General features: G+C 74.8%; 6 protein-coding genes. 5 read left to right on the plus strand and 1 reads right to left on the minus strand.

Annotated features, from left to right (window positions below; genetic code table 11):
• The first annotated feature begins 22 nt into the window (after window positions 1-22).
• From C2L59_RS26560 to C2L59_RS26580, 5 genes are all read left to right on the plus strand, one after another.
• Window positions 23-223 (plus strand): MbtH family NRPS accessory protein, encoded by a 201-nt coding sequence (locus C2L59_RS26560; protein ID WP_103352220.1) that lies wholly within the window; start codon window positions 23-25, stop codon window positions 221-223.
• A gap of 52 nt (window positions 224-275) precedes the next feature.
• A complete protein-coding gene (locus C2L59_RS26565; RefSeq protein ID WP_103352221.1) occupies window positions 276-1,634 on the plus strand; it encodes a serine hydrolase in 1,359 nt (452 codons plus the stop codon).
• Between the two features lie 221 nt (window positions 1,635-1,855).
• Complete coding sequence (locus tag C2L59_RS26570) at window positions 1,856-21,604, plus strand: non-ribosomal peptide synthetase (RefSeq protein ID WP_103352222.1); 19,749 nt, start codon at window positions 1,856-1,858, stop codon at window positions 21,602-21,604.
• Window positions 21,601-22,857: an MFS transporter gene (locus C2L59_RS26575; RefSeq protein WP_103352223.1), complete on the plus strand. Its 1,257-nt coding sequence runs from the start codon at window positions 21,601-21,603 to the stop codon at window positions 22,855-22,857. The genes C2L59_RS26570 and C2L59_RS26575 overlap by 4 nt, the downstream gene beginning before the upstream one ends.
• Window positions 22,854-24,059 carry a cytochrome P450 gene (locus C2L59_RS26580; protein WP_103352224.1) on the plus strand — a complete coding sequence of 402 codons (1,206 nt, stop codon included), beginning with the start codon at window positions 22,854-22,856 and terminating at the stop codon, window positions 24,057-24,059. The genes C2L59_RS26575 and C2L59_RS26580 overlap by 4 nt, the downstream gene beginning before the upstream one ends.
• Here the strand turns inward: C2L59_RS26580 and C2L59_RS49275 are convergent.
• The gene (locus C2L59_RS49275; RefSeq protein ID WP_233223693.1) at window positions 24,019-24,513 is read right to left on the minus strand and encodes a hypothetical protein; all 495 of its coding nucleotides are present in this window, start codon (window positions 24,511-24,513) and stop codon (window positions 24,019-24,021) included. The genes C2L59_RS26580 and C2L59_RS49275 overlap by 41 nt on opposite strands.
• Window positions 24,514-24,556: the final 43 nt, after the last annotated feature.

The raw sequence follows: 24,556 nt of genomic DNA on the forward strand, positions 1-24,556 counted from the left end.
GCTGACCCGAAAGGAAGATCTTATGCAGGACGACGCCGAATTCCAGGTACTCGTGAACGACGAGGGCCAGTACTCGCTGTGGCCGCTGGCCAACGAGGTACCGGCGGGCTGGCGCGCCGACGGGTTCCGCGGCGGCCGCCAGGAGTGCATGGACCACGTCGACGAGGTGTGGACCGACATGCGGCCGCTGAGCCTGCAGCGGCAGATGGCCGCCGACGGCTGAGCCGCCGCCCCTGCTCTCCCCCTGCCGAACGACGCGGAAGGTCCCCCCGGTCATGCCCTCTCCATCGACGTTTTCCCAGTCCATCCCCGCGGTCCGGGAGGTTCCGGACCAGCGGTCCACCGCCGCCGGGCGGCTGCAGCGGCTGCTGACCGGCCTCGCGCACCGGCACGGGGTGCCCGCCGCCCAGCTGGTCGTCACCGACGGCGGCCGGACGGCGTCGGTCACGGCCGGCGAGATCACTCCCGAGGCGAAGTTCCCGGCCGGCTCGATCACCAAGGCGTTCACCGCGGCCCTGGCGATGCTGCTCGTCGCCGACGGCGACCTCGACCCGGACGACCCGCTCGGCGAGCACCTGGACGGGCTCGGCCCGCAGGTCGGCAGACCGACCATCGCGCAGGTGCTGAGCCACACCGGCGGGCTGCCGGCCGGGCTCGGCGCCGCCGCGGGCGAGGCGGGCTCGGCCCGCCGGTACCTGCGGGCGTGCCGCGACGCGGGGCTCGTGCAGCCGCCCGGGCTGGGGTTTTCGTACTCCAACGTCGGGTACGTGCTCGCCGGGTACGTGGTCGAGGCGATCACCGGGATGAGCTGGTGGGAGGCGATGGACGCGCTGCTGCTCGGCGAGCTCGGCATCGACGCCGCGTTCGTCGTGGAGCCGGGGGCCCGCCTGCGGTCCGGCGGCCACGTCAGCGGGCACGCGGTGCACGCGGCGACCGGCCGCGCCCGCCCGGTCGCGCAGACCTTGACCACCGCCGAGGCCGCGGCCGGGGCGCTCGCGCTGAGCGCCGAGGACCTCGCCGCGTTCGGGAGCATGTTCTGCGGGGGCGACGGCCCGCTGCCGGCGGACCTGGCCGAGCTGATGCGCGGCCCGGTACCGGGGGCGGAGCCGTTCGGCCTGGCCGACGCCTGGGGGCTCGGCCTGGCGGGCTACCGCGGCGCGGACGCGGACTGGGCCGGCCACGACGGCACCGCGGACGGCACCTCCTGCCACCTGCGGGTGGACCCGGAACACGGCCGGGTCGTCGCGCTCACCACCAACGGCAGCACCGGTTCGGCCCTGTGGACGGACCTGGTCGCGGCCCTGCGCGCGGACGGCCTCCCGGTGGGCGACTACGAGCTGCCGGGCGAACTCGGCCGCGCGGCCCGCCCGGCGGCGGACCTGACCGGCAGCTACACCAACGGCGACCTGGAGTACCAGGTGGACATCCGCGCGGACGGCGACGCGGTCCTGGTGGTCGACGGCGAGGTCTACCGGGAGCTGGCGTTGCTGCGCGACGGCTCGTTCTCGGTCCGCGAGCCGGCCACGGGCCGCCGCATCATCGGCGGCCGGTTCCTGACCGACCCGGCCACGGGAACGGTGAGCGCGATGCAGGCCGGGGGCCGGATCGCCCGGCGCCACCGCCGGGCCTCCTGACACCAGGCGGAGCGGCCACCGTCCTGTTCGCCCCGCGGGGTCTTTGACCGGGCGGAGCGGCCACCGTCCTGTTCGCCCCGCGGGCTTTGTGACCGGGGCAGCGCGGTTCGAGCAGGAGCCGCACGACCCGAGTACGAGCTGCACCCGGCCCGGCCGGCGGGAGATCCCCGGTCCGGGCGCGTCCCCGGACCACCCACTTGCGTTGTGAGGAAACGAAAGCGATGACCACCTCGAGGAAGAGCCGGATCGATGCGTTGCCCGCGGAGCTGCGGGAGACGCTCAAGCGCCGGCTGGCCGGGCGGGCGGAGCGGTCCGATGTCATCGGCCGGGCGCCGCGGGAGCAGGCGCTGCCGCTGTCCTTCGCGCAGCAGCGGCTGTGGTTCCTCGACGAGTTCCGGCCCGGGGACGCCGAGTACAACAGCGCCGTCGCGCTGCGGCTGACCGGGCCGCTCGACCCCGGTGCGCTCGCCGGTGCCCTGCGGCAGCTGGTGGCCCGGCACGAGGCCCTGCGCACCACCATCGACGACGCCGGCGGGACCCCGGTGCAGGTCGTCCACGCCGATCCGGAGATCCCGGTGCGGACGGTCGACCTGGACGGCGATCCCGCGCTGCGGCCCGCCGACCTCGACGAGGTCCTGGGCGTGGAGTACGGCCGGGCGTTCGACCTCCGGCGGGGCCCGCTGGTCCGCCTGCTGCTCGTGCGGGTGGCCGCGGAGCACCACGTCCTGCTGATCACCGCCCACCACGTCGTCACCGACGGCGAATCCATGGGCATCCTCGTCGGCGAGCTCGGCACGCTCTACGCGGCCGCCGTGCGCGGCGAGCCCGCGGACCTGCCCGGGCCGGCCGTCCAGTACGCCGATTTCGCCGTGTGGCAGCGGAACCGGCTCGCCGGGCCCGCCCTCGACCGGCACCTCGCCTACTGGACGACGCAGCTGGCCGGTGTCGAACCCCTCGACCTGCCGTCCGACCGGCCGCGGCCCGCCGTGCGCACCACGGCCGGGGCCGTGCACCACTTCAGCGTGCCGGGCGGCGTCGCCGCCGGGCTGGCCGAGCTCGCCCGGGTGCACGACACCACGCTCTACACCGTGCTGGTCGCCGCCTGCCAGGTGCTCTTCGCCCGCTACACCGGCCGCACCGACATCGCCGTCGGCACCGTCGTTTCCGGCCGGAACGCCCCCGAGCTGCAGCGGACGGTCGGGTTCTTCGTCGACACCGTCGTCATCCGGTCCACTGTGGACCGCACGGCGCCGTTCGGGACGTTCCTCGACGCCGTCCGCACGACCGTCCTGGAATCCTTCGAGCACGCCGAAGCCCCGTTCGAAAAGCTCGTCGAAGCCCTGCGCCTCGACCGCGACGCCAGCCGCAACCCGCTGTTCGACGCCATGGTCCTGCTGCACGGCAGCCAGGCCGGGCCGGTGGACTTCGGCGGGCTGACGGCCGAGCCGGTCGAGGTGGCCCGCCGCGCCGCCAACTTCGACCTCACCGTCGAGTTCCAGCCGGGCGCGGACGCGCTCGAAGGCTCCCTGGAGTACAACACCGACCTGTTCGACGAGCGGACCGCCGTCGCGCTGGGCGAGCACCTCACCGTGCTGCTCACCGCGATCGCCGCCGACGCGCAGCGCCCGGTCGGCGACCTGCCGCTGCTCACCGCCGGCGAGGAAAGCCGGCTGCTCACCGAGTGGAACGCCACCGAGCTGGACGTCCCCGCGGCCACGATCACCGAGCTGTTCGAGTCGCAGGCCCAGCGCAGCCCGGACGAGACCGCGCTCGTCGCCGGGGACGTCGCACTGAGCTTCGCCGAGCTCAACGCGATGGCCAACCGCCTGGCCCGCCACCTCGTCGCGCTGGGCGCCGGCCCCGAGCGGGTGGTGGCGCTCGCCCTCCCGCGCACCACCGACGCGATCGTGGCCTTCCTCGCCGTGCTCAAGGCCGGTGCGGTGTACCTGCCGATCGACCCGGAGCTGCCGGCGGACCGCAAAGAGCTGCTGCTGCGGGATTCCGGCGCCGAGCTGGTCCTCGGCCCGGCGGACCTCGCCGCGGCAAGACCGGACCACGCCGCCACGGACCTCACCGATGCCGACCGCATCGCGCCACTGAGACCGGACAACACCGCCTACGTCATCTACACCTCCGGGTCGACCGGCCGCCCGAAGGGCGTGGCCGTCCCGCACCGCAACCTCACGAACCTGCTCTTCAACCACCGCACCGACTTCGCCGCCCCGGGGCGGCGGCTGCGGGTGGCGCTGACCGCGACGCTGTCGTTCGACACGTCCCTGGAAGGCCCGCTGCTGATGGCCGACGGCCACGAGCTGCACCTGATCGGCGGCGACGTCCGGCTCGACCCGGACGCGCTGGTCGGCTACATCGCCGAGCGCCGGATCGACTTCCTCGACCTCACCCCGACCTACCTGCGCCGGCTGATCCCCGCCGGCCTGCTGACCGACCCGCGGCACCGGCCGAAGATCCTCATGCTCGGCGGCGAAGCACTCGACGACACCCTTTGGCGGGAGCTCGCGACCGCCGAAGTGACCGTGGCACACAACTTCTACGGCCCGACCGAGTACACAGTGGACGCCGTGTCGTGCCGGGTCGGCGAAACGGCCCGGCCGGTGCTGGGCCGCCCGTTGGCCAACACCCGCGCCTACGTCGTCGACGACGACCTGCGGCCGGTGCCCGCCGGCGTGCCCGGGGAGCTGTGCCTCGCCGGGGCGCAGCTCGCCCGCGGCTACCTCGGCCGGCCAGGCCGCACGGCGGGGAGCTTCGTCGCCAACCCTTTCGGCGCGCCCGGCGAGCGGATGTACCGCACCGGCGACCGGGCCCGCTGGACCGCCGACGGGCAGCTGGAGTACCTGGGCCGGCTCGACGACCAGGTGAAGATCCGCGGGTTCCGGGTCGAACCGGGCGAGGTCGAGGCCGCGCTGGTGCGCCTGCCCGGCGTCGCCGCGGCCGTCGTGGTGGCCAACCGTCCCGACGGCGGGCACGCCCGGCTGGTCGCCTACGTCGTCGGCGCCGGCGAGGCCGCGCCCACGCCGGACGGCCTGCGCGCCGCCCTGCGGGCCACGCTGCCCGACTACCTGGTGCCCTCGGCGTTCGTCCCGCTCGACGCCATCCCGCTGACCCCGCAGGGCAAAGTCGACAAGCGGGCCCTGCCGGCCCCCGACGCCCCGGCGGACGGTGGCCGGACCTACGTGCCCGCCCGGACGGCCGTCGAACACCAGCTGGTGGCCATCTGGTCCGAGGTGCTCGGCAACGACCGCATCGGCGTCGAGGACAACTTCTTCGGCCTCGGCGGCGACTCGATCCTGAGCATCCAGGTGGTCGCCCAGGCCCGCCAGGCCGGCCTGCGGCTCACCTCGCGCGACATCTTCCTGCACCAGACCATCGCCGGGCTGGCGACCGCGGTGCAGACGACGGCGGCGCACACCCCGGCCGCGGCGGGCCCGATCGCCGGCCCGGCGCCGCTCACCCCGATCCAGCACTGGTTCTTCGCCACGCACGGCCCCCTGGCCCACTTCACCATGTCGCAGCTGCTGGAGCTGCCCGCCGGCGTCGACCAGCAGGCGCTGCGGACCGCCCTCGACGCGGTCGTCGCCCACCACGACGCCCTGCGGACCCGGTTCTTCACCGTCGACGGCCACTGGCGGCAGGAAGTCGCGCCCGGACCGCCGTCCGGGATCCTGCGGATCCGGGACCTGGCCTCGCTCGGCGACGCCGGGCAACGCGCGGGCATCGAGGCCGCGGCCGCGCAGGTGCGCGCCGGCCTCGACCTCGCCACCGGCGCCCTCGTCGGCGCGGCCCTGCTCGCCCGCGGCACCCGGCCGCCGCTGCTGTTCGTGGCCGTGCACCACCTGGTGGCCGACGGGGTCTCGCTGCGGCTGCTGCTCGGCGACCTCGAAACCGCCTACCACCAGGTCGTCGCCGGGGCCCCGGTCCGGCTCGCGGCCACGGCCACGCCGTTCACCCAGTGGGCGCACCTGCTCGAGCGGCACGTCCGCGACGGCGGGTTCGACGACGACCTCGAGCACTGGACGCGCGTGGCGCGCCGGGTCCCGGCGGCGCTGGCGGCCGACCACGCGGGCGCGGGCACCACCGGCTCGACCCGCACGCTGACCGTGACCCTCGGCGCCGAGGACACCGACGCGCTGCTGCACCAGGTGCCCGCCACCTACCGGACCCAGGTCAACGACGTGCTGCTGAGCGCGCTCGGGCGCGCCCTGGCCGACCGCACGGGGGACGACGGCGTCCTGATCGCGCTGGAGGGCCACGGCCGCGAGGACGTCCTCGACGGCGTCGACCTGTCCCGCACCATCGGCTGGTTCACCACGCAGTTCCCGGTGGCGCTCGACCTGCCGCCGTCGGGGGACTGGGGTGCGACGCTCAAGGCGGTCAAGGAGCAGCTGCGGGCCGTCCCGCGCCGCGGCCTGAGCTACGAGGCCCTGCGCTACCTCGGCGACCCCGGTGCGCCGGGGCACGCGCTGCAGGCGTTCCCGCTGCCGCAGATCTGCTTCAACTACCACGGCCGCTGGGACGCCCAGGCCGGTGCGGACGGGTTGTTCCGCGGGCGGCAGGACAGCCCGGGCGCGGACATCGCCCCCGAGGAGGCGAGCACCTACCAGCTGGATGTGACCGGTGTCGTCGAGTCCGGCGAGCTGGCGCTGACCTGGTCGTACTCCGACCAGGTCAACGACGAAGCCACCGTCCGGGGCCTCGCCGGGAGGATGCTCACCGGACTGCGCGAGATCGTCGCCCACTGCGCGCAACCCGGCAGCGGCGGCCGCACGCCGTCGGACTTCCCCCTGGCCCGCCTCGACCAGGCGGGAGTGGACCGCCTGGTCGGCGACGGCCGCGAGGTCGACGACATCTACCCATTGACTCCGCTGCAGGCTGGGATGCTGTTCCACAGCCTGTTTGCGGGGGGTCCGGGTGGCGGCGCCCCCGGCCCGGGGCGGAGCCCCGGAAGGCACAGCCTGCCCGACCCCACCGCCGACGCCTACGTCGACCAGGCCCGGATGCTCCTGGACGGGGTCCGCGACCCCGACGCGTTCGCCCAGGCGTGGCAGCAGGTCGCCGACCGGACCCCGGTGCTGCGGACCGAACTCGTCTGGGACGGCGTCGAGGAACCCCTCCAGGTCGTGCGCCGCCGGGCGGCCGTCCCGATCGCCCGCCACGACTGGCGCGGGCTTTCCGAGGCCGAGCAGGCCGCCCAGCTGGACCGGCTCTCGGCCGAGGACGCCGCCACCGGGCTCGACCTGACCACCGCACCGCTGATGCGGCTGGCCGTCATCGCCTTGACCCACGACCGCGTGCTGCTGATGTGGACCTCCCACCACATCGTGCTCGACGGCTGGAGCCTCGCCCAGATCTTCACCGAGGTGTGCGAGCAGTACGCCGCCCTCACCGAGCACCGGATTCCGCGCGTGCCGGCCCACCGGCCGTTCCGCGACTACCTCGGCTGGCTCGCCGCCCAGGACGTCGCCGCCGCCGAAGACCACTGGCGGGGCGTGCTGTCCGGGTTCGCCGCCCCGACCCCGCTGCCGTGGGACCACTCGCCGGCCCAGGCCCACCGGACCCGCTCGTCGCGCACGGTCCGGACGTCACTGTCCACAGAGGACACCGCCCGGCTGCGGGACGTGGCCCGGCGGCACAGCCTGACCGTCAACACCCTCGTGCAGGGGGCGTGGGCGCTGCTGCTGGCCCACTCCAGCGGCGAATCCGACGTCGTGTTCGGCACCACCGTCTCCGGCCGCCCCGACGACCTGCCGGGCGTGGAGAACATGATCGGGATGTTCATCAACACCATCCCGACCCGGACCCGGATCGACAGCGGCGAGCCGGTCCTGCCGTGGCTGCAACGGCTGCAGGACGAGCAGAACCAGGCCCGCCGCTACGACTTCCTCGCGCTCGGGAAGCTGCGCGCGCTCAGCGACGTCCCGTCCGGCGGGAACCTGTTCGACAGCATGGTCGCGTTCGAGAACTACCCCTTCGACGAGAACGCCGCCGCGCAGGCGGGCGTCACCCTGCGCGAGGTCACCGCGCTCGACGCCACCACGTTCCCGGTCACCCTGCGCGCCTACGTCGACCGGCAGCTGGGGTTCGAGCTGGCCACCGACCCGGCGCTGTTCGACGAGGAGACCGCCACCGCCATGGCGGCCCGGCTGGAGACCCTGCTGCTGGGCATCGCCGAGCACCCGGACCGCCCGATCGCGCGCCTGCCGTGGCTGTCGGCCGACGACCGCGCGCAGCTCACCGCCGAGCCGCTTTCGTCGCTGCCCGCGCCCACCATCACCGAGCTGTTCGCCGCCCGGGTGGCCGAGCACCCGGACGCGATCGCGCTCACCGCCGAGGGCACCGGGTCCACCTACGCCGAGCTGAACGCGCGGGCGAACCGCCTGGCCCGCCGGCTGATCGCGCTCGGCGCCGGACCCGAGCGGTTCGTCGCGCTGCGCCTGCCCCGCTCGGCGGAGCAGGTCGTCGCCATCCTCGCCGTGCTCAAGGCCGGTGCCGCCTACCTGCCGATCGACCCGGCCACCCCGGCCGAACGCGTCGAGCGGATGCTCGCCGACACCGATCCCGTCGCCGTCCTCGCGCCCGAAGACGTCGACGTGACCGACGGGCCGGACACCGACCCACCGCTGCGCTGCACGCCGGACCACCCCGCGTACGTCATCTACACCTCCGGCTCGACCGGGCTGCCCAAGGGCGTGGTGATCCCGCACCGCAACGTCACCCGCCTGTTCGCCGCGACGGCGGCCCGGTTCGAGTTCGGCGCCGACGACGTCTGGACGCTCTTCCACTCCTACGCGTTCGACTTCTCCGTCTGGGAGATCTGGGGCCCGCTGCTGCACGGCGGCCGGCTCGTCGTCGTGCCGCACGCGGTGTCCCGCTCGCCGCGGGAGTTCCTGCGCCTGCTGGCCGACGAGCGCGTCACCGTGCTCAACCAGACGCCGTCGGCGTTCTACCAGCTCGTCCGGGCCGACGAAGACGAGCCCGGCGCGCGGCTTTCGCTGCGGTACGTCGTCTTCGGCGGCGAGGCCCTGGACACGCGCCGGCTGGCCGGCTGGTTCGCCCGCCACGGCGACCGCGCCCCGCGGCTGGTGAACATGTACGGCATCACCGAAACCACCGTGCACGTCACCCACCACGACCTGGTGTCCGATGTGGACATCCCGGGCGTGATCGGCGCGGTGCTGCCCGACCTGGCCGGGTACGTCCTCGACGCCGACCTGAACCCGGTCCCGGCCGGCGTGCCGGGCGAGCTCTACGTCGCCGGCGACGGCCTGGCCCGCGGCTACCTCGGCCGGCCGGGGCTGACCGCCGCCCGGTTCGTCGCCGATCCCTTCGGCGCACCCGGCTCCCGCATGTACCGCTCGGGCGACCGCGTCTCCCGCACCCGGGACGGCGCCCTGCGCTACCACGGCCGCGCCGACCAGCAGGTCAAGATCCGCGGCTTCCGCATCGAACCGGGCGAGATCGAGGCGACGCTGCTCGCGCTGCCGGACGTCGGTTCGGCGGCGGTGCTGGCCCGCGAAGACGAACCCGGCCGCAAGCGGCTGGTCGCCTACGTCGTCGCCGCGGCACCGGACGCGCCGCCGGGTGCGGCCCGGCTGCGCGAGCACCTGGCCCGGTCGCTGCCGGACTACATGGTGCCGTCGGCGTTCGTCACGCTCGGCGAACTCCCGCTGACCCGCAACGGGAAGCTCGACCAGCGCGCCCTGCCGGCGCCCGCCGCGACGGGCACCGGGAGTTTCGCCGAACCCCGCACCGAGACCGAACGCACGGTGGCCGCGGTACTGGCCGCCACGCTCGGCCTGGAGGCCGTCGGCGCCGACGGCAACTTCTTCGAGCTGGGCGGGGATTCCATCCTCAGCATCCGGTTCAGCTCCGCGCTGCGCGAGGCGTTCGGCGTCGAGGTGTCCCCGCGGACGGTGTTCGACCACCCGACGGTCGAAGGCCTGGCGGCGGCCCTGCCCGCCGCGTCCGCCGCCCCGGTCACGGCCGCGATCACCCCGGCCGTCCGCGACGGCGAGCTGCCGCTGTCCTTCGCCCAGCAGCGCCTGTGGTTCCTCGACGACTTCGCCCCCGGCAGCACCGACCACGTCACGGTGTTCGGCGTGCGGCTGCGCGGCGACCTGCGCCCGGACGCGCTCGCCCGGGCCCTCACCACGCTGATCGCCCGGCACGAGTCGCTGCGCACCACGTTCCCGGCCGTCGACGGCCGGCCCCGCCAGGAGGTGGGGGAGCCGTGGCAGCTCGCCCTGCCGGTCACCGACGTCACCGGCCCGGAGGAGCTGCGGCGACTGCTGGCCGAAGACCTCGCCCGGCCGTTCGACCTGGCTCGTGGCCCGCTGCTGCGGGCCCGGCTGGTCCGCCTGGCCGCGGACGACCACGCCCTCGTGCTGTCCCTGCACCACATCATCACCGACGGCTGGTCGATGGGCGTCCTCGTCGGCGAGCTGGCCACCCTCTACGGCGACGAGCGGGCCGAGCTGCCGGCGTTGCCCATCCAGTACCCGGACTTCGCCGCCTGGCAGCGCGAACGCCTCACCGGCGACTTCCTCGACGAGCAGCTCGGTTTCTGGCGGCGGGAACTCGACGGCCTGCGCCCGCTCGACCTGCCGGCCGACCGGCCGCGCCCGGCCACCCGGACGTCGAACGGCGCCGAGCACGAGTTCACCCTCGGCGCCGAAGCCCTCGCCGGGCTGCGCCGGCTGAGCCACGACCGCGACACGACCCTGTTCACGGCCCTGACCGCCGCCTGCCAGCTGGTGCTGCGGCGCTGGTCCGGCCAGGACGACGTCGCCGTCGGCACGGTCACCTCCGGCCGCGACCACCCGGAGGTCCAGGACCTCGTCGGCCTCTTCGTCAACACCGTCGTGCTGCGGTCCCGTGTGGACGGACGCCGGAGCTTCGGCGAGCTGCTCGGCACCGTCCGCCGGACGGTCCTGGACGCCTTCGCCCACCAGGAAGTGCCGTTCGAGCGGATCGTCGACGAGCTCAGCCCCGACCGTGACCCCAGCCGCACCCCGCTGTTCGAGGTCCTGGTCACCCTGCAGAACGCCGGCAACCGCCTGCCCGCACTGGCCGGACTGGCGGCGAGCGAGCTGACGCTGCCGATGACCACCGCCGGGTTCGACCTGAGCGTCGAGTTCGAGGAGCGCCCGGACGGCCTGCGGGGCCTGCTGAACTACAACACCGACCTGTTCGACGCGGCGACCGTGCAGCGGTTCGCCGAGCACCTGACGGTCCTGCTCACCGCCGTCGTGGCCGACCCGGACCGGCCCGTCGACACGCTGCCGCTGCTGCCCGCGGCCGAACGGGAACTCGTCGTCGAGACGTGGAACGCCACCGATCGGCCGGTGCCGGACGCGAGCGTCGTCGAGCTGTTCGAGGCGATGGCCGCCCGGACCCCGCACGCGACCGCGGTGGTCTCCGGCGACACGACGCTGACCTTCGCCGAGCTCGGCACCCGGGCCAACCGGATCGCCCACGCCCTCGTCGCCCGCGGTGCCGGCCCCGAGCGCCTGGTCGCCGTCGCCCTGCCGCGCACGGCCGACCTCGTGGTCACCCTCCTCGCCGTGCTCAAGACCGGCGCTGCTTATCTGCCCCTGGACCCGGACCTGCCCGAACGGCGGCGGGAGGCGCTGCTGGCCGACGCCCGGCCGGTGCTGGTGATCACCGAACCGGTGGCCGCGGACGGGGCGGACACGAACCTCCGCACCCCGATCAACCCGGACCACGCCGCCTACGCGATCTACACCTCCGGCTCCACCGGGACGCCCAAGGGCGTGGTCGTCACCCACCGCTCGCTCGCCGGCTTCGCCGTCGACCACGCGGACCGGTTCACCGCCGCGGCCGGCAAGGACCGGCTGCGGGTGGCGCTGACCGCCGCGTTCTCCTTCGACGCCTCCTGGGAAGCCGTGCTGCTGATGCTCACGGCCGGGCACGAGCTGCACGTGATCGACGCCGACACCCGGCTCGACCCCGCCGTGCTCGCCGGTTACGTCACCGAGCACCGGATCGACCTGGTCAACTCCACGCCGTCGTTCGTCCGGCACCTCCTGGACACCGGGTTCGGGGGACACCGCCCGCCGGTGCTGCTGATCGGCGGGGAAGCCGTCGGCGAGGCGCTCTGGCGCGACCTGAGCGACCTCGACGGCGTCACCGCGTTCAACCTCTACGGCCCGACCGAGTGCACGGTCGACGCGACCCTGTGCCGGATCGGGGAGACCGCGCGCGAGGTGATCGGCCGCCCGCTCGGCAACGTACGGGCCTACGTCCTCGACGACCGGCTGCGCCCGGCGCCGATCGGCGTGCCCGGGGAGCTGTACCTGGCCGGCGTCCAGCTGGCCCGCGGCTACCTCAACCGGCCCGGGCTGACCGCGGATCGCTTCCGTGCCAACCCGTTCGGGCCGCCCGGCAGCCGGATGTACGCCACCGGCGACCGCGCCCGCTGGACCGCCGGCGGCCACCTGGAGTACCTGGGCCGCGCCGACGACCAGGTCAAGATCCGCGGCTTCCGGATCGAGCCCGGCGAGGTCGAGGCGGCCCTGCGCGCGCTGCCCGAGGTCGCCGACACGGTGGTCGTCGCCCGCCACGACGACGGCCACGCCCGGCTGGTCGCCTACGTCGTCCCGGGTTCCGCGGCGGATCCGGCGCGGCTGCGGACCGCGCTCAAGGCGACCCTGCCCGAGCACCTGGTGCCTTCGGTGTTCGTGCCGCTCGACCGGCTGCCGCTGGCCACCAGCGGCAAGGTCGACCGCCGCGCGCTGCCCGCGCCCGCCGCCCACCCGGCCCCGGCCGAGGGCCGGACCGCCCCGCGCACCGACGTCGAACGGCTGCTGGCGGAAATCTTCGCCGACGTCCTCGGTGTCACCGAACCGGGGGTGGACGACAACTTCTTCGCCCTCGGCGGGGATTCCATCCTCAGCATCCAGGTCGTCTCCCGGGCCCGGCGGCACGGTCTGCGCCTGACTTCGCGGGACGTCTTCCGCCACCAGAGCATCGCCGAGCTCGCGCTCGTCGCCGGCGCCGAAGCGGCCGCCGAGCCCGAAACCGGGTTCACCGGCGCGGCCCCGCTCACGCCGATCCAGCGGTGGTTCTTCGCCACCGGCCACCACGACCACTTCACGATGTCCACGCTCGCCGAACTCGACCCGGACGTGGACGTTCCGGCCCTCGAAACGGCGTTGGCGGCGGTGCTGGCGCGCCACGACGCCCTGCGCACCCGGTTCACCCGCGTCGGTGACGGCTGGCGGCAGGAGTTCCGGCCCGACGCGGAAGTCCCGGTGCTCCGGCGCGTGTCCGATGTGGACAGCAGCGTGGTCGCGGCCGAAGCTCGCGCCTCCCTGTCGGTCGAGGACGGGCCGCTGGTCGCGCCCGCGTTGATCACCTCTCCCGGGCAGCCACCGCGGCTGCTGCTGGTCGTCCACCACCTGGTGGTCGACGGCGTGTCCTGGCGCATCCTGTTCGACGACCTGGAAACCGCCTACCGCCAGGCGATCGCGGGCCGGCCGATCGACCTCGGCCCGGCGCCGGTCAGCTTCCTCCGCTGGGCGGATCGCCTCGCCGGGCACGCGTTCGACGCCGAACGACCGTACTGGACCGAAGCGCTCGACGGAGTGGACCCGGACCTGCCGGTGGACGCCACGGGGGAGAACACCGCCGGAAGGGCCCGCACGGTCACCGTCCGCCTGGACACCGGAACCACCGACGCCCTGCTGCACCAGGTCCCGGACGTCTACCGCACGCAGATCAACGACGTCCTGCTCGGCGCGCTCGGCCGGGTGCTGGCCCGCTGGACCGGCCGCGAACGCGTCCTCGTCGGCTTGGAAGGGCACGGTCGCGAGGAGATCTTCGACGACCTCGACCTGTCCCGCACGGTCGGCTGGTTCACCGCCGAGTACCCGGTCGCGCTCACCCTCCCCGCGACCGAAGACTGGGGATCGACCCTGAAGGCCGTCAAGGAGCAGCTGCGGGCCGTCCCCGGCAAGGGCCTCGGCTACGGCGCGCTGCGGCGGCACGACGACCCGGTGCCGCAGATTTCCCTGAACTACCACGGGCAGTGGACCGCCGGTGGTGCCGACGACGGGCTGTACCGGGGCTGGGGCGGCGACCTCGGCGCCGACACCGACCCGGCGCGGCCGCGCACGGCGCTGCTGGACGTCGTCGGCATCGTCGACGGCGGTGCCCTCGAACTCGCCTGGACCTACGCGCCCGGCGTGCACCGCGAAGACACCGTGCGCGGGCTCGCCGAGCAGGTCCTCACGGCGCTGCGCGAGATCGTCGCGCACTGCGCCGCCCCGGACGCCGGCGGCCGCACGCCGTCGGACTTCCCGCTGGCCCGGCTGAGCGCGGCCGAACTGGACACCGTGGCCGGCGACGGCCGCACGGTCGAAGACCTCTACCCGCTCACCCCGCTGCAGGCCGGGATGGTGTTCCACACCCTGGCCGACGACGGCTCCCCGGCCTACTTCGAGCAGGTCCGCATCCGCCTCGCCGGCGTCGCCGACCCGGCCGCGCTCGCCGCGGCCTGGCAGCGGGTCGTCGACCGGACCCCGGTGCTGCGCACCCGGCTGGTCTGGACCGGGGTCGAAGAGCCCGTCCAGGTGGTGGACCGCACGGCGACCCTGCCGGTCACCCACCACGACTGGCGCGACCTCGGCCCGGCCGAACGCGAAACCGCCCTCCGGGAGGCCCTGGCCGCCGACCGGGCCGTCCCGTTCGACCTGACGCGGGCCCCGCTGACCCGCCTGACGATCGCCGCCTTGCCCGGCGACGAGGCCGACCTCGTGTGGACGTCCCACCACGTGCTCTTCGACGGCTGGAGCTCGGCGCAGGTCTTCGCCGAGGCCTGCGAGCAGTACGCCGCCACGACCGCCGGGGTCCGGCCCGCCCTGGTCACCCGGCGCCCCTACCGGGACTACCTCGGCTGGCTGGCCGGCCGCGACCAGGCCGCGGCGGACGCGTTCTGGCGGGACACCCTGGCCGGCTTCGAGGCCCCGACGGCGTTGCCCTACGACCGTCCGCCGTCCGAGGCCCACCCGTCGCGCTCCACCGATTCCGTCCGCACCGAGCTCGCCCCGGCCGCGACGCTGCGGCTGCGCGAGTTCGCCCGGACCCACGGCCTCACCGTGAACACCGTCGTGCAGGGCGTCTGGGCGCTGCTGCTGGCGATGCACTCCGGCGACCGTGACGTCGTCTTCGGCACCACCGTGTCCGGCCGCCCGGCCGACCTGGCCGGCGTCGAGACCATGATCGGGCTGTTCATCAACACCATCCCCACCCGCGTCCGGGTGGACGCCGCGCTGCCGGTCGCGCGGTGGCTCGGGCAGCTGCAGGCGGCCCAGAGCGAGGCCCGCGACCACGACTTCGTGTCGCTGGCCCGGCTGCGCCCGCTCAGCGACGTCGCCGCGGGGCAGAACCTGTTCGACAGCATGGTCGTGTTCGAGAACTACCCGATCAGCGAACCCGCCACCGCGGGCGCGCCCCGGGTCCTCGAGGTCGCTTCGGCCGACGCCACGAACTTCCCGCTGTGCCTGCGGGCGTCCCTGGACGAGGGGCTGGCCCTCGACCTCGCCTACGACCCGGCGCTGTTCGACGCGGGAACCGTCACGGCCATGACCGACCGCCTGGCGCTCCTGCTCGACGCGGTCACCGCGGACGCCGGACGGCCGTTGGCCCGGGTGCCGTGGACCGGCGCGGCGGAACGCGCCCGGGTGCTCGCCGACGCGTACGGCCGCAACGCCGCCGGAACGCCGTCCACCGTGCCCGTGCTGTTCGCCGGCCGGGTGCGGCGTCACCCGGACGCGCCCGCCGTGCTGGCCGGTGACCGGTGCCTGACCTACACCGAGCTCGACGAGCGGGCCAACCACCTGGCCGGGCGGCTGGCCGGGCTGGGCGCGGGCGCCGAGGACCGGATCGGGCTGCTGCTCGAACCGTCGGTCGAGCACGTCGTCGCCGAACTCGCCGTGCTCAAGGCGGGTGCGGCCTACGTGCCGCTGGACACCCGGGCGCCGCAGGAGCGGCTGCGGGCCGTGCTCGCCGAGGCCGGGGTATCGGTCGTGGTGGCCGGCGACAGCTGGGTGCCCACCGCCGAAGCCGTCCACAGTGGACCGGTGCTGACCGTCGGCGAGCAGCGGTCCGCCGCCGCGCCCGAAGTGCCGGTGGGGCCCGAGAACCTCGCCTACGTCATGTACACGTCCGGCTCGACCGGCGTCCCCAAGGGCGTCGCCGTGCGCCACCGCGACATCACCGCGCTGGCCCAGGACGGCCGGTTCGCCGGCGGGGCCCACAAGCGGGTGCTCGCGCACTCGCCGCTGGCCTTCGACGCCTCCACCTACGAGCTGTGGGTGCCGCTGCTGGGCGGCGGCACGACGGTCCTGCCCGACGGGCCCGACCTGTCCGTGGAATCGTTGCGGCGCGCGGTTTCCGCGCACGACGTCACCTCGGCGTGGCTGACCGCCGGGCTCTTCCGGCTGCTCGCCCAGGACGCCCCGGACTGCCTGCGCGGCCTGCGCGAGGTGTGGACGGGCGGCGACGTCGTCCCGCCGGCCGTGGTGCGGGCGGTCCAGGCCGCGTGCCCCGGCTTGGTCGTGGTCGACGGCTACGGCCCCACCGAAACCACCACGTTCGCCACGTCGTTCCGGATGACCGGGGAGGCCGTGCCCGAGCCGGTGCCGATCGGCCGTCCCCTGGACGGCATGCGCGCGTACGTGCTGGACGCCGACCTGCGGCCCCTGCCCGCCGGCGCACCGGGCGAGCTGTGTCTGGCCGGCGCGGGCCTGGCCCGCGGCTACCTCGGCCGGCCGGGCCTGACCGCCGAGCGGTTCGTCGCCGACCCGTTCGGCGCGCCGGGGGAGCGGATGTACCGCACCGGCGACGTCGTCCGCCGCGGCCCCGGCGGCGAGCTCGTGTTCCTCGGCCGTTCCGACGACCAGATCAAGCTGCGCGGGTTCCGCATCGAGCTCGCCGAGGTCGAGGCCGTGCTGGCCACGCACCCGGCGGTCGCCCAGGCGGTGGCGAGCGTCCACGCGGATTCGTCCGGCACGCGGCGGCTGCTCGCGCACGTCGTCCTCGAGCGCGCCGCGGATCCCGGCGAACTGCGCGCGCACGCCGCGGCGGCGCTGCCGGAGTACATGGTGCCCGCCGTGGTGCTGGTGCTGCCCGAGCTTCCGTTGAACCGCAACGGGAAGGTCGACCGCCGGGCGTTGCCTGCCCCGGACGGCCCGGTGCCGGCGCAACGGCCCTACACCGAGCCGTCGACCGCGACCGAACGCGCCGTCGCCGGCATCTGGCAGCGGCTGCTCGGGGTCGAGCGGGTCGGCGCGAAGGACAACTTCTTCGAGCTCGGCGGCGATTCGATCCTCAGCATCCGGCTGGTGTCCCGGCTGCTGGCCGAATGCGGCGTGTCGCTGTCGCCGCGGGCGGTGTTCGCCCACCCGACGGTGTCCCGGCTCGCCGCCGCCATCGAGACGGTCGGCGCGACGGTCCAGGACCCGATCCCGGCGGTGCCCCGCGACGGTGAGCTGCCGCAGTCCTTCGCCCAGCAGCGGTTGTGGTTCCTCGACGAGTTCGAGCCGGGCGGCACCGAGTACGTCACCAGCTCGGCCGTGCGCCTGCGCGGCGAGCTGGATGTCGACGCGCTCGCCGGGGCGTTCACCGCGCTGGTCGCCCGGCACGAGCCGCTGCGCACCACGTTCGGCTCGGCCGACGGCCACGGCGTCCAGGTCGTGCACCCGCCGTCGCCGGTCCCGGTGCCGGTCGTCGACGCCCGCGGGGAGGACCTCGCGGACATCCTGCGCGCCGACGGCGAGCAGCCGTTCGACCTCAGTGAGGGACCGCTGCTGCGGGTGAAGCTGATCCGGCTCGCGCCGCGAGAGCACGTGCTCACCGTGGCGGTGCACCACATCGTCACCGACGGCTGGTCGAACGGCCTGATCGCGGAAGAGGTCGGCGCGCTCTACGCGGCGGCGCTGCGCGGCGAACCGGCGGACCTGCCGCCGCTGCCGGTGCAGTACGCGGACTTCGCGGCCTGGCAACGCGGCCGGCTCGCCGAGCGGGTCCTGGCCGGCCAGACGGAGTACTGGACCGAGCGCCTGCGGGACCTCACCCCGCTGGAACTGCCCACCGACCGGCCGCGCCCGCCGGTGCGCACCACCCGCGGCGCGACGCACGAGATCGTCGTCCCGGCGGCGGTGACCGGACGGCTCGAGCAGGTGAGCCGGCAGCGCGAGACGACCCTGTTCGCCACCCTCGTCGCCGCCTGCCAGGTGGTGCTCGGCCGCTGGGCCGGCCAGGACGACGTGGCGGTCGGCACGGTGACGTCCGGCCGCGAGCGGCCCGAGCTCGAGGGGCTGGTCGGGTTCTTCGTCAACACGCTGGTGCTGCGCTCCCACGTCCGCCCGGACCTGGCGTTCACGGCGTTCCTGGACGAGGTCGCGACGGGCGTCCGGGCCGCGTTCGACCACCAGGACCTGCCGTTCGACCGGGTCGTCGACGCGGTCCAGCCGGGCCGCGACCCGAGCCGCACCCCGCTGTTCCAGGTGATGGTGGTGCTGCAGAACAGCCCCCGCGAGGCGGCGCGGCTGCCGGGCCTGGAGACGGAGGAGCTCGCCCAGCCGGCGACGGCGGCGAACTTCGACCTGACCCTGGAGTTCCAGCCGGACGACGGAGTGCTGCGCGCGGCCCTGACCTACAACACGGACCTGTTCGACGCGGCCACGATCGACCGCCTGGCGGCGCACCTGGGCGTACTGCTGGCCGGCATCGCCGACCACCCGGACCGGCCGCTGTCCCGGCTGCCGCTGATCGCCCCGGCCGAGCGCGACCTGGTCCTGCACACCTGGAACGACACGGCGGTACCGGTCGGGCCGGCGACGTTGCCCGAGCTGATCTCGGCCCGCGCACGCCGGACACCGGACGCGCCGGCCCTGATCTCGGGCGAGTCCCTGACCTACGCCGAGCTGGACGCCCGCGCGGATCGCCTGGCCCGGGTCCTGCACGGGCACGGAATCGGCCCGGAGCGGCTGGTGGCGCTGGCCCTGCCGCGATCGGTGGAGATCGTGGTGGCGCAGCTCGCGGTGCTGAAGGCGGGCGGAGCGTTCCTGCCCGTCGACCCGACTTACCCGATCGAGCGCATCACGTTCATGCTGGCGGACGCGCGCCCGGCCCTGGTGGTGACGCTGGCGGGCCTGGCCCCACCGGTGCCGGACGGGGTGCCGGTACTGGAGCTGGACGACCCGGCCCTGTTCGACGGCGAGCCCGCCGAGGTGCCGGCCGCCCCGGTCCGGCCCGGGCACCCCGCCTACGTCATCTACACCTCCGGCTCCACCGGGCGCCCCAAGGGCGTCGTCGTCACCCACGCCGGGCTGGCCTCCTTCGCCGCCGCCGAAGCCGAACACCTCCAGGTCACCGAAGGCGACCGGGTGCTGGCCTACTCCTCGCCCAGCTTCGACGCCTCCATCCTCGAACTCTGCCTGGCGCTGCCCGCCGGCGCGGCGCTCGTCGTCGTCCCGCCCGAGCCGTTGCTCGGCGAACCGCTCGCCGACTTCCTCGCCGCGCACCGGATCACCCACACCCTCATCCCGCCCGCCGCGCTGGCCACCGTGCCGGCGACCGACCTGCCCGACCTGCGCACGCTCGTCGTCGGCGGGGACGCCTGCCCGGCCGAGCTCGTCGACCGCTGGGCGCCCGGGCGGCGGATGGTCAACGCCTACGGCCCCACCGAGTCGACCATTGTCGCGACCTGGAGCGAACCGCTGCGGCCGGGCACGCCGCCGCCGATCGGGCGGCCGATCCCGAACACCCGCGTCTACGTGCTCGGCGCGGCCCTGCAGCCGGTGCCGATCGGCGTGGCCGGCGAACTGTACGTCGCCGGGCCGAGCCTGGCCCGCGGCTACCTCGACCGCCCGGGCCTCACCGCCGACCGGTTCACCGCCAACCCCTTCGGCGCGCCGGGGGAGCGGATGTACCGCACCGGCGACGTCGTCCGGTGGACCGCGGCCGGGCAGCTGGAGTTCACCGGCCGGGCCGACGACCAGGTCAAGGTCCGCGGCTTCCGGATCGAACTCGGCGAGGTCGAAGCGGCGCTGACCCGGCACGCGAGCGTGGCCGCCGCCGTCGCCGCCGTCCAGCAGGACGGCTCGGGCCACAAACGCCTGGTCGCCTGCTTCGTCACCGAACCGGGGACCGAGCCGGTCGGCGCCGGTGAGCTGCGCGAGTTCCTCGCCCGGTCGGTGCCCGGGCACCTGGTGCCCTCGGCGCTGCTGGAACTGCCCGCGCTGCCGCTCGGCCCGAGCGGCAAGGTCGACCGCCGCGCGCTGCCCGTGGTCGCCGCTGCGGCCGAGCCCGCCGGCCGCCACGTCGAGCCGGCGACCCCGGCCGAGCGGGCGCTCTGCGAGATCTGGGCCCAGGTCCTCGGCCTCGACCGCGTCGGCACCGAAGACAACTTCTTCGAGCTGGGCGGGGATTCCATCCTCAGCATGCAGGTCGTGTCCCGGGCCCGGCAGGCCGGCCTCCGGCTGTCCACAAAGGACATATTCCTGCACCAGACCATCGCCGCGCTGGCCCCCGAAGCCGGTGCCGTGGCCGAAGAAGCCGAGGCCGGGGGACCGGTCGTCGGGCCGGTGCCGCTGACCCCGATCCAGGACTGGTTCTTCGCCACCCACACCGTCAACCCGCACCACTTCAACCAGTCGATGCTGGTCGAGCTGGCCGACGGCTTCGATGCCGGCGCCCTGCGCACGGCCCTCGCCGCGGTGTGGACCCACCACGACGCCCTCCGCATGCGGTTCACCCGCACCGGAGAGGGCTGGCGGCAGCACAACGCCGACGTCGAACCGGGGCCCGCGCTGCGCCACGAGGACGTGACCGCCGTGCCCGAAGGCCGGCGGGCGGCCGCACTGGAACGGATCGCCGACGACGTCCACGCCGGCTTCGACCTGGGCGAAGGCCCGCTGCTGGCCGCCGTCCTGGTCACCGCCGAACCGGCGTGGCGGCCGCGGCTGTTCCTGGCCGCGCACCACGTCGTGGTCGACGCCGTCTCCTGGCGCATCCTGCTCGACGACCTCGACACCGCCTACCGGCAGGCCGCCCGGGACGTCCCGATCGACCTCGGCCCGCGGACGACGTCCTTCCGGGACTGGGCGCACCGCCTCCGCGACCACGTCCGCGCGGGCGGGTTCGCCGACGAACTGGCGTACTGGACCGGCCTGCCCGCCGCGGGCGAGCTGCCGGTGGACCACGACGGCGGCACCACCGGCACCGCCGAGGTCACCGTGGTGCTGGACGCCGACGACACGAACGCCCTGCTGCGCTCGGCGCCCGCGGCCTACCGCACGCGCGTCAACGACGTCCTGCTCGCCGCGCTGGCGTGGGCCCTGGCCCGGTGGACCGGGCGTCCGGACGTGTCGATCGCCCTGGAAGGCCACGGCCGGGAGGACGTCCTCGACGGCGTCGACCTCACCCGGACGGTCGGCTGGTTCACCACGCTGTTCCCGGTGGCACTGTCCATCGAGGACGCCGATGCGGACGGCCCGGACTGGCGGACGCTCGTCAAGTCGGTCCGCAAGCAGCTGCGGGCCGTGCCCGGCAACGGGTTCAGCTACGGCGCGCTTCGCCACCTCGGCGACCCGGACGTCCGGGAGCGGCTTGCGGCCGCCGGACCGCAGCTGTCGTTCAACTACCTCGGCCAGTGGGACGGTTCCGGGGCCGCCGCGACGCCGGCCGAGAGCCTGTACGCCGCGGTCCACGGGTCGCTCGGGCGCGACCACGACCCGGCCGAGCACCACCCGCACCTGATCGACCTGGTCGGCGCGGTGCAGGACGGCGAGCTGGTGTTCTCCCTGATCTACCAGCCCGGCCGGCACGACCGGCGGACCGTCGAAGCGGTCGCCGGCGACTTCGCCACCGCGCTGCGGCGGATCGCGGCCGACAGCCAGGGCCCGGCCCGCCGGAAGGAGCGGCGGTGACCACGCCCCTTTCGCGGAACCGGAACTACCAGCTGCTGTGGGGCAGCCAGGCGCTGTCGGAGGCCGGGTTCAGCGCGTCGATGATCGCGTTGCCGCTGCTGGTGCTGGCGGTGACCGGCTCGCCGGCGCTGTCCGGGCTGGTGCTCGGCGTCGACGCGATGGCCCAGCTGGTGGCGGGGCTGCCCGCGGGCGCGCTGGCCGACCGCTGGGACCGCAAGAAGATCCTGCTCGGCTGCGAGGCGGTCTACGCGCTGGCGGTGGGGAGCCTCGCGGCGGCGATCTGGTGGGACGCCGTGAGCGTCCCGCACCTCGTCGCGGTCGCGGCGGCGCTGGGCTGCTGCCGGTCGCTGTTCGGGCCGGCCGAAGGCGCGATGCTGGCCGGCGTCGTCCCGTCGGCCCAGCTGCCCACGGCGGTGGCGATGAACTCCGCGCGCGGCGCCCTCGGCCAGCTGTCGGGCACCGCGGTCGGCGGCTTCCTCTACGGCCTCGGGCGGGCCGTCCCGTTCGCCTTCGACGTGCTCGTGCACCTGGTTTCGCTGATCGCGCTGGTCTTCGTCCGGGCCCCGCGGCGCGAGGCCGCGCCGGCGGCGGACGGGCACCTCGGCCGGGAGATGGCCGAGGGGCTGCGCTGGGTGTGGCGCGAGCGGCACGTGCGCGTCACGGTGGCGTGCGCGGTGAGCCTGAACTTCTTCTTCAGCGCCTACTACATCGTCATCATCGTGCTGGCCAAGGAACGCGGCATCACCTCGGGCGAGATCGGCGTGATGGCCGCGATGCTCGGCGTCGGCGGCGTGGTGGGATCGCTCATCGCGCCGTACCTGCAGCGGCGGCTGCGGCCTTACATCTCGATCGTCAGCGTGTTCTGGGTGCTGACCCTGCTCACCCCGCTGGCGGCCGTCATCCACGACGGCTACCTGCTCGGGGCGCTGTTCGTCGCCATGGCCCTGCTGCCGCCGACCGCCAACACGACGATCGGCACCTACCAGCTGCTGCTCACCCCCGACCGGCTGCGCGGCCGCCTGACCAGCGTGATGGGCGTGATCGGCGGCGTGTCCGCGGCGACCGGGCCCGCCTTCGGCGGCGTCGTGGTGCAGGCGTTCCCCGGCACCGACGCAGTGCTGCTCTGCGCCGCCGGGATCGCACTGGTGACGCTGGTCGTCACGGTCAGCCCCACCCTGCGCCGGTTCCCCCGCGCCGATTCGCTCACCCCTGCCGGACCCGCTTCGACGAAGACCGAGGAGACCCAGACATGACCACCCAGGAATCGGGCGTCGCGTTCGCCTTCGAGGAGCTGCTGGCGCGTGCCGCCGAGCTGCGCGAACGCGGCCCGGTGCACCACGACGAGGAGCGCGGCCTGTGGCGGGTGCTCGACCACGCGTCCGTCTCGCGGGTGCTGTCCGACCCCGCCACGTTCTCGTCGGACTTCAGCGGCCTCACCCCGGTCCAGGAGGACTTCGAGACGTTCCGCAAGGGCAACTTCGTCGGGATGGACCCGCCGGACCACCGCAAGCTGCGGACCCTGGTCAGCCAGGCGTTCACCCCGCGCGTGGTGGCGGGCTTGGCGCCCCGGATCCGCGCGATCGCCGGCGAGCTGCTGGACGAGGTCGCCGGGGCGGCCCGCTTCGACATGGTCGACGCGCTCGCGTACCCGCTGCCGATCATCGTGATCGCCGAGCTGCTCGGCGTCCCGGTGGCGGACCGCCCGCTGTTCACCCGCTGGGCCCAGGTCCTGTTCAGCGGCGACCAGCTGGGGGAGTCGGCCGACATGGCGGACATCCAGCGCGCGCTGGACGCGATCGCGCCGACGATCCGCGAGATGAACGCCTACATCCTCGACCACATCCGCCACCACCGCGCGCACCCCGGCCCCGGGCTGACCAGCCGGCTGGTCGAGGCGGAGTTCAACGGCGAGCGGCTCGAGGACCAGGAGATCGTCGGGTTCGTGGCGCTGCTGCTGATCGCCGGCCACATCACCACGACGGCGCTGCTGGGCAACGCGGTGGTGACGTTCGACCGCAACCCGCGCACGGCGGCGGCGCTGCGCGCGAACCCGGCCGGCCTGCCGGCGGCGCTGGAGGAGGTGCTGCGCCTGCTGCCGCCGTTCCCGGAGCTGGGCCGCCGCACGACGGCGGAGGTCGAGCTGGGCGGCCACCGGATCCCGGAGAACGCGATCCTGATGGCCGACCTGGCGGCGGCCAACCGCGACCCGGCGGTGTTCGACCGCCCGGACGCGTTCGAACCGGACCGCACCCCGAACCCGCACCAGACGTTCGGCCACGGCATCCACTTCTGCTTCGGCGCACCGCTGGCCAGGCTGGAGGGCCGGATCGCGTTCGAGGTGCTGTTCGAGCGCTACCGCGACCTGGCGGTCGCGACGGACGAGCCGGTGGTGTTCCAGAACCCGTCGGTGATCGTCAGTGTCCGCCACCTGCCGCTGGACGTGCGGCCGGCCTGACACCCACCCGGCGGTCCACCCAGGCCGCGGCCACCCCGAGCCCGGTGGCCGCGGCCGCGCCGAGCAGCAGGACGCCGCCGCTCGCCCCGGCGGCCCCGGCGAGAGCGGCCCCGGCGGCGGCCATGGCGACCTTGAGCCCGGCGCTGGTCACGAACACCTGCGCCTGCGCGCCGTCCGGGGCATAGGCGCCGCGAGCGGCGAGGGTCGCGGTGAAGGAGGTCGCGTTGAGGAGTCCGAGCACGGCGAACCCGGCGACGGCGTACCCGGGAGCGAACGCACAGAGGGCCGTGGCGACGGCCATGGCCCCGAAGAGCCGGACGGCGAGGGTCTCGGGTTCGCCGGTGAGGGGCCACACGGTGACGAAGGCGGAGCCGACCAGGCTCCCGGCACCGTAGGCGACGGTGAGGGCGGCCCCGGCGGCGGCGGACCCGTGGAGTTCGGCCCCGAACCGCACGGCGATGACGGGCAGGGCACCCAGCTCGACGGCGCCGAGCAGG

This window comes from Amycolatopsis sp. CA-128772 (assembly GCF_002904295.1).
In the GTDB taxonomy this organism is placed as follows: Bacteria; Actinomycetota; Actinomycetes; order Mycobacteriales; family Pseudonocardiaceae; genus Amycolatopsis.

Coding starts and splice junctions, on each gene's coding strand:
- C2L59_RS26560 (WP_103352220.1), top strand. CDS start 23: ATGCAGGACGACGCCGAATTCCAGGTACTCGTGAACGACGAGGGCCAG.
- C2L59_RS26565 (WP_103352221.1), top strand. CDS start 276: ATGCCCTCTCCATCGACGTTTTCCCAGTCCATCCCCGCGGTCCGGGAG.
- C2L59_RS26570 (WP_103352222.1), top strand. CDS start 1,856: ATGACCACCTCGAGGAAGAGCCGGATCGATGCGTTGCCCGCGGAGCTG.
- C2L59_RS26580 (WP_103352224.1), top strand. CDS start 22,854: ATGACCACCCAGGAATCGGGCGTCGCGTTCGCCTTCGAGGAGCTGCTG.